This is a genomic window from Fictibacillus sp. 7GRE50 (assembly GCF_015903875.1).
Taxonomy (GTDB): Bacteria; Bacillota; Bacilli; order Bacillales; family Fictibacillaceae; genus Fictibacillus; species Fictibacillus phosphorivorans.
Genome location: NZ_JACZDW010000018.1, coordinates 1 through 1,450, shown reverse-complemented (window position 1 = coordinate 1,450; position 1,450 = coordinate 1). Strand labels below are relative to the sequence as shown.

At 36.8% G+C, this 1,450-nt stretch carries 1 protein-coding gene; it reads left to right on the top strand.

All coding sequences use genetic code 11. The features are described from left to right. The first annotated feature begins 53 nt into the window (after positions 1 to 53). A protein-coding gene (locus IHV12_RS22440) for an IS3 family transposase (RefSeq protein WP_197192296.1) occupies positions 54 to 1,414 on the top strand; the annotation gives its coding sequence in 2 pieces (ribosomal slippage) (positions 54 to 510 and positions 510 to 1,414; 1,362 coding nt in all). Positions 1,415 to 1,450: the final 36 nt, after the last annotated feature.

The window sequence follows — 1,450 nt, the reverse complement described above, 5'->3', positions numbered from 1 at the left end:
TGAACTGCACCCCAAATTTTAGACACAGTCTTAAATTTGGAGGTGCTTTTCTTATGGCTAAATTTACGATCGAAGAAAAAATAGCTGCTGTTAAACGATATTTAGAAGGGGATGTAGGGTATAAAACAATCGCAAAAGAGATTGGTGCGAATAATAGTAAAGTTCTATTTTGGATTAGAAAATATGAATACCACGGTGAGAATGCTTTTTTCAAAAGCTATACAAATTACCCCTTAAACTTTAAACTAGACGTACTAAAATATATGAACGACAATGGGACGTCTATCTTTGATACAGCCGCGATTTTTAATCTGCCATCCGATTCTACCTTGTGGAAATGGCGAGATTTATTAGAGACTCAAGGTTTGGATGCCCTAAAACCAAAGAAAAAGGGGCGTCCAAACATGAATAAGAAAGATCAAAGGTCTTCCAAAAAGTCATCACCAGATAAAGGATCAGTAGAAGCGCTTCAACAGGAATTAGAAGCGTTACGTATGGAAAATGCTTATTTAAAAAAGTTGAATGCCTTAGTTCAAAACAAGGAAAAATCACCAAACAAGACAAAGCGCAAGTAGTCTATGAATTAAGGCATGAGTTTTCGATACAAGCACTTATAAAGCTAGCAGGAATCCCACGTAGTACCTATTATTATTGGGTGAATAATTTCAATCGTCCTGACCCTGACGAGGAGTTAAAACATTTGATTCAGGCTATTTATAAGGAACATGAAGGCCGTTTTGGCTACCGTAGAATCCGCGATGAACTTAGAAACCGCGGACACCAAGTTAACCACAAAAAGGTACAGCGTATCATGAAGGAACTAGGATTAAAATGTCTCGTACGTATTAAAAAATATCGTTCTTATAAAGGAACGATTGGGAAGATTGCACCAAATATTTTAAATCGTAATTTTAAAGCTGAGAAACCAAACGAAAAGTGGGTCACGGATATTACAGAGTTTAAATTATTCGGAAAGAAGCTTTATTTATCTCCCGTATTGGACTTATTTAATGGAGAAATCATTACCTATACAATAGGGGCTAGACCGACATACTCTCTTGTCTCTACGATGTTAGATCAAGCTCTAGCGCATGTAACAGATAAAGTTAAGCTTCTTTTACATTCAGATCAAGGCTGGCACTATCAAATGAAACAATACCGTAAGGTCCTCAGTAAAAGTGGCATCACCCAGAGTATGTCTCGTAAAGGGAACTGTTACGATAACGCTGTGATGGAAAACTTCTTTGGAATCCTAAAATCTGAACTTCTTTATCTAAAAGAATTTGAAAGTGTGGAACACTTTAAACTAGAGCTGGCTAAATATATGGATTACTATAATCACAAACGAATCAAGGCAAAATTAAAAGGCATGAGCCCGGTTAAATACCGTACTCATGCCCTAACTGCTGCCTAATGAAATAACCGTGTCTAACTTTTAGGGGTCACTTCA